The sequence below is a fragment of the Mycolicibacterium novocastrense genome, from assembly GCF_001499835.1.
GTDB lineage: Bacteria > Actinomycetota > Actinomycetes > Mycobacteriales > Mycobacteriaceae > Mycobacterium > Mycobacterium novocastrense.
In genome coordinates this window covers 159,072-166,693 of record NZ_LQIH01000005.1, presented here as the reverse complement: position 1 = coordinate 166,693, position 7,622 = coordinate 159,072, and the positions used below count along the sequence as shown (strand labels likewise).

The 7,622-nt window shown below is 64.7% G+C and carries 8 protein-coding genes and 1 pseudogene; 8 read left to right on the top strand and 1 reads right to left on the bottom strand.

Features of this window, described 5'->3' with window-relative positions; genetic code table 11:
• Window positions 1–470, bottom strand: a pseudogene (locus AU072_RS06265) (amidohydrolase family protein); the annotation flags it as partial.
• Between the two features lie 260 nt (window positions 471–730).
• Between AU072_RS06265 and AU072_RS06260 the strand changes: the two are divergent.
• The 8 genes from AU072_RS06260 (at window position 731) to AU072_RS06225 (ending at window position 7,575) form a co-directional block, all read left to right on the top strand.
• A complete protein-coding gene (locus tag AU072_RS06260) occupies window positions 731–1,270 on the top strand; it encodes a carboxymuconolactone decarboxylase family protein (protein WP_064412975.1) in 540 nt (179 codons plus the stop codon).
• Between the two features lie 6 nt (window positions 1,271–1,276).
• On the top strand, window positions 1,277–2,608 hold the full coding sequence (locus tag AU072_RS06255; RefSeq protein WP_064346541.1) for an aromatic ring-hydroxylating oxygenase subunit alpha: 1,332 nt from the start codon (window positions 1,277–1,279) through the stop codon (window positions 2,606–2,608).
• On the top strand, window positions 2,601–2,930 hold the full coding sequence (locus AU072_RS06250) for a hypothetical protein (RefSeq protein WP_064412958.1): 330 nt from the start codon (window positions 2,601–2,603) through the stop codon (window positions 2,928–2,930). Before AU072_RS06255 ends, AU072_RS06250 begins: the two co-directional genes overlap by 8 nt.
• 2 nt (window positions 2,931–2,932) lie before the next feature.
• A complete protein-coding gene (locus AU072_RS06245; RefSeq protein ID WP_064412957.1) occupies window positions 2,933–4,156 on the top strand; it encodes a metal-dependent hydrolase family protein in 1,224 nt (407 codons plus the stop codon).
• Window positions 4,143–4,571, top strand: coding sequence for a nuclear transport factor 2 family protein (locus AU072_RS06240; RefSeq protein ID WP_064346538.1), 429 nt, complete (start codon window positions 4,143–4,145; stop codon window positions 4,569–4,571). Before AU072_RS06245 ends, AU072_RS06240 begins: the two co-directional genes overlap by 14 nt.
• Complete coding sequence (locus AU072_RS06235) at window positions 4,568–5,707, top strand: acyl-CoA dehydrogenase family protein (RefSeq protein ID WP_064412956.1); 1,140 nt, start codon at window positions 4,568–4,570, stop codon at window positions 5,705–5,707. Before AU072_RS06240 ends, AU072_RS06235 begins: the two co-directional genes overlap by 4 nt.
• 36 nt (window positions 5,708–5,743) lie before the next feature.
• Window positions 5,744–6,511 (top strand): acyl-CoA dehydrogenase family protein, encoded by a 768-nt coding sequence (locus AU072_RS06230; protein ID WP_064346555.1) that lies wholly within the window; start codon window positions 5,744–5,746, stop codon window positions 6,509–6,511.
• Between the two features lie 176 nt (window positions 6,512–6,687).
• Window positions 6,688–7,575 carry a type IV toxin-antitoxin system AbiEi family antitoxin gene (locus tag AU072_RS06225; RefSeq protein ID WP_064412955.1) on the top strand — a complete coding sequence of 296 codons (888 nt, stop codon included), beginning with the start codon at window positions 6,688–6,690 and terminating at the stop codon, window positions 7,573–7,575.
• The last annotated feature ends 47 nt before the right edge of the window (window positions 7,576–7,622 follow it).

The window sequence follows — 7,622 nt, the reverse complement described above, 5'->3', positions numbered from 1 at the left end:
TCCCAGATCACCGGCAGCGTCATCGGGATGAACCGCGCCGGATAGGCCCCACACCACTCCTCGACGTGCCAGTCGTTATAGGCCTTCACCAATGCCAGCGAGAACTCCTGATCCTCGGTGGCAAACAACCGACCCGCAAAACCGGGGAAGGACGGAAAGCACATCGAACCCAGGATGCCGCCGGCGTTCATGTCCTTGACCCGCTCATCAACCTGCCAACAGCCCGGGCGGATCTCGTCCAGACCCTGCGGCTCCAGGCCGTACTCCTCCTTCGGCCGCCCCGCCACCGCGTTGAGCGCCACGTTCGGGATCACCGTGTCGCGGAACTGCCAGGTGTCTGACCCGTCCGGGTTGTGCACCAACCGCGGCGCCTCATCGATGTACTTCTTGGGCAGATGATTCTTGAACATATCGGGCGGTTCGACGATGTGATCATCAACGCTGATCAAGATCATCTCGTCCTTGTTCATGCCCGTTCCTTTCGTCGCGTCCTCCGAGGCTAGCTATCAGGACCTTGCTCAATGTGAGGAAACTATCTTCTCACCCTACGAGAATCAATGTCCGAAAGCCACCCTATGCCCTCCTGTCAGGGCAGTTGGCCTCCGCGAGACACCCCCGTGACCACCGTCGATGACGTCCCGCATTGACCATCGGCGCGAAAGGTGGAAATCTATTGGCGAAATATGAGAACCTGATTCTCATAGTCGAGAGCACACAGGAAGGAGGCGCCTTGCGCGTGCCACCGCTACCCGCAGAGGAGTGGGACGAAGCCGTCGACAAGGCCCTGTCGAGCATGGCGCCCGAACGGCGGAATCCCGAGTTGGCGGGCAACCTGCTGGCCACGATGGTCCGCCATCCGAAACTGACCCGCGCCTTCCTGCGGTTCAACTTCCATCTGCTCTACGGGTCGACGCTGCCGCCGCGGTTGCGGGAGTTGGCGGTGCTGCGCGTCGCGCATCTGACCAATTGCGAATACGAGTGGCGGCACCACGTCGAGATGGGCCGCGACGAAGGCCTGACGGATGAGGTCATCGACGCCCTCCAGCGCGGCGAGGCATCAGATGAACTCGACCGGGCCGTACTGCATGCGGTCGACGAACTACAAGCCCACGCCACCATCTCCGACGCGACGTGGGCCGCATTGTCCGAACACCTCGAGGAACGTCAGCTGATGGACCTCGTCTTCACCATCGGCTGCTATGGCGCACTCGCCATGGCCATCAACACTTTCGGCGTGGAACCAGACTCCGAAAATCTCGCAGAGAGGTAAGTCACCGTGGCATTTTTCCCGAAACCAGAAGAGGGTAGCTGGACCGAGCACTGGCCCGAACTCGGCACCGCACCGGTCGATTACACCGATTCGATCGACCCGGAGCAGTGGAAGCTCGAGCAGCAGGCCATCTTCCGCAAGTGCTGGCTCAACGTCGGACGTGTGGAGCGCCTTCCCAAGAAGGGCAGCTACTTCACGCGCGAGATGCCCTCGGCCGGTGCGGGCACGTCGGTGATCATCGTCAAGGACGGCGACAACGAGGTGCGCGCGTTTCACAACATGTGCCGCCATCGTGGAAACAAGCTGGTGTGGAACGACTATCCCGGCGAAGAGGTCTCGGGCACGTGCCGCCAGTTCACCTGCAAGTACCACGCCTGGCGCTACAACCTCAAGGGTGATCTGACCTTCATCCAGCAGGAGGGCGAGTTCTTCGACGTCGACAAGGCCGACTACGGCCTGGTGCCGGTGCGGTGCGAGGTGTGGGAAGGCTTCATCTTCATCAACTTCGACAACGACGCCGAGCCGCTGATCGACTACCTCGGCGACTTCGCGAAGGGCCTGGAGGGTTATCCGTTCCACGAGATGACCGAGACTTATTCGTATCGCGCCGAGGTGAACTCGAACTGGAAGCTGTTCATCGACGCGTTCGTCGAGTTCTACCATGCGCCGATCCTGCACATGAAGCAGGCGGTCAAGGAGGAGGCCGAGAAGCTGGCGAGCTACGGCTTCGAGGCGCTGGCCTACGACATCAAGGGCAGGCATTCCATGGTGTCCTCGTGGGGCGGCATGAGCCCGCCGAAGGACATCAACATGGTCAAGCCCATCGAGCGCATCCTGCACAGCGGGCTGTTCGGACCGTGGGACCGACCCAAGATCAAGGGCATCCTGCCCGACGAACTGCCGCCGGCGGTCAACCCGTCGCGGCACCACGCCTGGGGTCAGGACTCCTTCGAGTTCTTCCCGAACTTCACACTGCTGCTGTGGGCACCGGGCTGGTACCTGACCTACCACTACTGGCCCACCGACGTGGACAAGCACATCTTCGAGTGCACCCTGTACTTCGTGCCCGCCACCAACACCCGCGAGCGGCTTGCTCACGAACTCGCGGCCGTGACGTTCAAGGAGTACGCGTTCCAGGACGCCAACACTCTCGAGGCCACCCAGACGATGATCAACACCCGTGTGGTCAAGGATTTCCCGTTGTGCGACCAGGAGGTCCTGCTGCGTCACCTGCACAAGACTGCGTGGGATCACGTGAACGCCTACAAGAAGGAGAAAGGCCTCACCAACGGCCAGACCTCCACCAGCGCGAGCGAGAAGGACGCGATCAATGCCTAAGTTGCCGGAAGAATTCGCCGACCTGGAGCGGTTCACCGACTGGTGCCTGCCCACCGAGGAAGAGCGCTACCAGAAGCGACTGTCCTCGACGATGGAAGAGATGCAGGAGTTCTACGACGCCGGCATGGAACGCCTCGAGGCTGTCATGGAGTACTGCGACGCCCGCTTCCCGCTGGACGGGATGCCCGAGGACGCAAAGGCTCTCATCCACATGATGCAGTCGCTGGTCAACGTGTCGTTCCCGATCGAGGTGTGGAAGCAGCCGCGCGTCCTCGACAGCGGCGCAACCTACATCACCTGTATCAGGGAGCCGGTGGTTTAGGAGTGCTGACCCTCAAAGCGGCGGGTCTGCTCGACGTCGACGCCGGACAGATCGTCCGGCCGGGCATCGTTCGGATCGACGGCGACCGCATCGTCGGCCTCGGCGGTGCGGCCGACGGCGAGGGTGAGGTCATCGATCTCGGTGACGCCATCCTGCTGCCCGGCCTGATGGACATGGAGGTCAACCTCCTGATGGGTGGCCGGGGCGAGAACCCCGGCCTATCCCAGGTCCAAGACGATCCCGCGACGCGGGTGCTGCGGGCCGTCGGCAATGCCCGGCGCACATTGCGGGCCGGTTTCACCACGGTTCGCAACCTCGGGTTGTTCGTCAAGACCGGCGGGTACCTGCTCGACGTCGCGTTGGGCAAGGCGATCGACGCGGGCTGGATCGACGGTCCGCGGGTGATCCCGGCCGGTCACGCGATCACCCCGACCGGCGGCCACCTCGACCCGACGATGTTCGCGGCATTCATGCCCGGCGCACTGGAGCTGACCATCGAGGAGGGCATCGCCAACGGCGTCGACGAGATCCGCAAGGCGGTGCGCTACCAGATCAAGCACGGCGCGCAGCTCATCAAGGTCTGCGTGTCCGGCGGTGTGATGTCGTTGACCGGAGAGGCTGGCGCGCAACACTATTCGGATGAGGAACTGCGGGCCATCGTCGACGAGGCGCACCGGCGTGGCCTGAAGGTGGCCGCGCACACCCACGGAGCCGAGGCGGTCAAGCACGCCGTCGCGTGCGGTATCGACTGCATCGAGCACGGCTTCCTGATGGACGACGAAGCTATCCAGATGCTCGTCGACAACGACCGGTGGCTGGTGACCACGCGGCGCCTCGCAGAGGCCATGGATGTGTCCCGTGCTCCGAAAGCCCTGCAGGACAAGGCCGCCGAGATGTTTCCGAAGGCGCGCACATCCATCAAGGCCGCTTATGAGGCAGGCGTGAAGATCGCCGTCGGCACCGATGCCCCGGCGATCCCCCACGGCAAGAACGCCGACGAGCTCGTCACGTTGGTGGACTGGGGCATGCCACCCGCGGCCGTGCTGCGCGCGGCCACCGTCGTCGCCGCGGATCTGATCGACAGAAGCGACCTGGGCCGCATCGCCGAGGGGTACCTCGCGGACATCGTCGCGGTGCCCGGGGATCCCCTCGCCGATATCAGTGTTACACGCGATGTCAGTTTTGTAATGAAGGGCGGTAAGGTCTTCCGACATGACTCGAACTGACGACCTCGTCGAGATCCAGCAGCTGCTGGCCAAGTACGCCGTCACCATCACCCAGGGCGACATCGAGGGGCTGACTTCGGTGTTCACCCCGGACGGGACGTACAGCGCGTTCGGCTCCACGTACACGCTGAACCGCTTCCCCGAACTCGTCGAAGCCGCGCCCAAGGGTCTGTTCATGACCGGCACGTCACTGGTGCATCTGGATCCGGACGACCCCGACAAGGCGTCGGGGACCCAGCCGCTGTGCTTCATCGAGCACTCCAAACACGACATGCGCATCGGCTACTACAACGACACCTACGTCCGCACCGATGACGGCTGGCGGCTGAAAACCCGTGCCATGACGTTCATTCGGCGCAGCGGTGACCACGACTCCGGCCGCCCACACGCGATCGGGAGGCCCGAAGCTGGATGAGTGACGACCTCTTCGAGCCCGCCACATTCCGCGCCAGGCTGCGGGAATGGCTGGACGCCAGATTCGATTCCGGTGAACTGACCCCGCTCACCGATGACCATTCCCTCGACGCGCATCAAGCCCAGCACCTGCGGGTGCTCAAGGCGCTGTACGACGCCGACTGGATGCGTTACGGCTGGCCGGAGTCGGCCGGCGGGCTCGGCGGACCCGATATCCTGCGCGCCATCGTCGGCGAGGAGGTCGTGGGACGCGGTCTCGACCACCCGGGCCCGTATTCGATGCTCGACGTGCTCACGCCGACCATGATCGACTACGCCCGGCCGGAACTGGCCGCGGAGATGGTGCCGCGGCTGCTCTCGGGTGAAGAGTCGTGGTGTCAGGGTTTTTCCGAACCCGGTTCGGGCAGCGACCTGGCGTCGTTGACCACCCGCGCTGTGCCACAGGGCGACAACTGGGTGGTCAACGGCCAGAAGGTGTGGACCAGCTTCGCCCAGTACGCCACCCGCTGCATCCTGCTCACCCGCACCGGTGACGCGAATACGCCCAACCACGAGGCAATCACCGCATTCTTCGTCGACCTCGACTCCCCGGGTGTCTCGGTGCGGCCGCTGCGCACCATGCATGACGTCGATGAGTTCTGCGAGGTGTACTTCGACGACGTCGTGGTGCCCGCGGATCGCATGCTGGGCAACCCCGGAGACGGTTGGAAACTGGCGATGGACCTGCTCCCCTACGAGCGTTCCACGTGCTTCTGGCAGCGCATCGCCTACCTGTACTCGCGGTTCGACGACCTCGTCAACGAAGTCAAAGGACTTGGCACTGCCTCAGATTCGGATCTCGGCGAGGTATACCTGGCGCTGCACACGTTGCGCTGCCGTTCGCGCGCGACCCAGCACCGGCTGGGCGAGGGACAGAAACTGGGTGCGGACACCTCGATCGACAAGGTGTTGCTGGCGGGCGCCGAGCAGCGGCTCTACGACACCGTGCGCGACCTGTTGCCGGGGCGCATCGAACTCGAAGACAACGTATGGCGGACCGAGTACCTGTATTCGCGGGCCGCGAGCATCTACGGCGGCACCGCCGAGGTGCAACGCAACATCATCGCCCGTCGCCTGCTCGATCTCGGTAAGGAGTGAGGAGTGGAATCCGGTTTGGACGCCGAATCACTGGCGATGCTCGAAGACACCCTGCGCAAGACGATGCTGTCCGCCTCGGGAGCCGAGCTGGACGCTGCGCTGGCGGAGCTGGGCTGGGCCGAGATGCTGGCGGACGCGCCCGACCAGGCGATTCCGCTGGTGTTCCGCCTGCTGGGTGAAACCGGTTCGCACGCTTCGGTTCTCAACGATGTGCTGCTGGAGACCATCGGCGGCCTGCCCGGTGGTACACCGCCGATGCCCTACACCGGCGGCAGCTGGGTGGTTTGGGAGCGCACGGCCAACACCGAGCCGACGCTGGGTGACCTGCCGTTGCGCCGGGTGCCCGACGGCGAGTTGATGCGAATGGGCGAGGCGCGTCGCGCGGTGGGCTGGTGGCTGGTCGGATCCGCACGCGGAATGCTCGCACTGGCCCGTCAGCACGCGTTGGACCGCGTCCAGTTCGGTAAGCCGATCGCGTCGTTCCAGGCCATCCGGCACCGGTTGGCCGAGACGCTCGTAGCGATCGAAGGCGCCGAGGCGACGCTGGGTCTGCCCGGTACGGAAAGCGCGGACCTCACGGCGATGCTGGCCAAGGCGGCCGCGGGCAAGGCGGCGATGACTGCGGCCAAGCACTGCCAGCAGGTGCTCGGCGGCATCGGCTTCACCGCCGAACATGATCTGCACCGGCACATCAAACGGGCCCTGGTGCTGGACGGATTGCTCGGCAGCTCACGCGAACTCACCAAGAGGGCCGGAGCCGGCCTGCGGGCAAGAGGCTCGGTCCCCCGCCTCGCCCACCTCTAGTTCATTTCCGCGAGCTCCCCCTTTGCCGCGAGCGTGCGTGTCTGCACACGACACGCCGCGGAATCTCAGCACTTTGCGCGCGTTCGGCGCCACCGACTGTGCACAAAGGCGGTTTCATCCACAGACGGTGTTCTTCGCGTCCGAGCTGTTGACGCGTCGGCGCGAGGATTGCCGCCATGGATACCGCCCTGAGGCAGTTGTTCGACGAGCAAGGTGGCGTGGCGACCAGCGCCCAGATCCTGGCGATCATTCCGAGATACACATTCGAATCAGTGCTGAAAGCCAAGTATCTCGAGCGAATCTGGCACGGGATCTACTGTCTCGGAGAGCCAACGGACGAGCTACGGCTGCGCGGACTGGATCTGTCGTGCGGCACGACGGTACCGGTGTGCCTGTCGACCGCCGCGGCCCTGTTCGGCTTTGACACCGAAGGGCCTTCCGCACTTCACGTGCTCAATCCGCCCGGTCACCAGCTGCGCCCGGCCGACGGTCTTGTCGTGCACCGCCGGAAAGGCGCACCGCTGGTCCACACCGCCGACCGGATCGCGACGTCACCGGCATGGACCGCGATCGAAGTGGCCCGCGCTTTGCGACGGCCCCGCGCACTCGCAACGCTCGATGCCGCGCTCCGCTCCGGCACATGCACCCGGGCTGAGTTGTGGCGCGCGGCAATCCAACAGGCCGGCCGGCGCGGCATTGTCGCGGTGCGCGACCTACTTCCTCTCGCCGACGGACGCGCCGAATCCCCGATGGAAAGTGAAGCGCGGCTGGCAATGATCGACGGTGGCTTGCCGATGCCCGAACTGCAGTACGAGGTCGTCGACGGCCACGGACAGCTGCGACGTCTCGACTTCGCATGGCCGGATTCTCATGTCGCGGTCGAGTACGACGGCATCGATTGGCACACCGATCCCGACGTGCTGCGCAATGACCGCCGACGCCAACTCGCCCTGCAGGACGTCGGCTGGACCGTCATCGCGATCGTCTCAGACGACGTGCGACACCGGGCGGCGGACTTCGTAGGCAGGATCGACCGACAGCTCCGTCACGCTCGCGCCGCGTGAGCGCGCGCAAAGTGTCGAAATCTGGCGGTGTGTCGCGCGCAGACACG

Excerpts from the sequence above, each read along its gene's own strand:
- AU072_RS06250 (WP_064412958.1), top strand. The coding sequence starts at position 2,601 with ATGCCTAAGTTGCCGGAAGAATTCGCCGACCTGGAGCGGTTCACCGAC.
- AU072_RS06240 (WP_064346538.1), top strand. The coding sequence starts at position 4,143 with ATGACTCGAACTGACGACCTCGTCGAGATCCAGCAGCTGCTGGCCAAG.
- AU072_RS06235 (WP_064412956.1), top strand. The coding sequence starts at position 4,568 with ATGAGTGACGACCTCTTCGAGCCCGCCACATTCCGCGCCAGGCTGCGG.
- AU072_RS06230 (WP_064346555.1), top strand. The coding sequence starts at position 5,744 with ATGCTCGAAGACACCCTGCGCAAGACGATGCTGTCCGCCTCGGGAGCC.
- AU072_RS06225 (WP_064412955.1), top strand. The coding sequence starts at position 6,688 with ATGGATACCGCCCTGAGGCAGTTGTTCGACGAGCAAGGTGGCGTGGCG.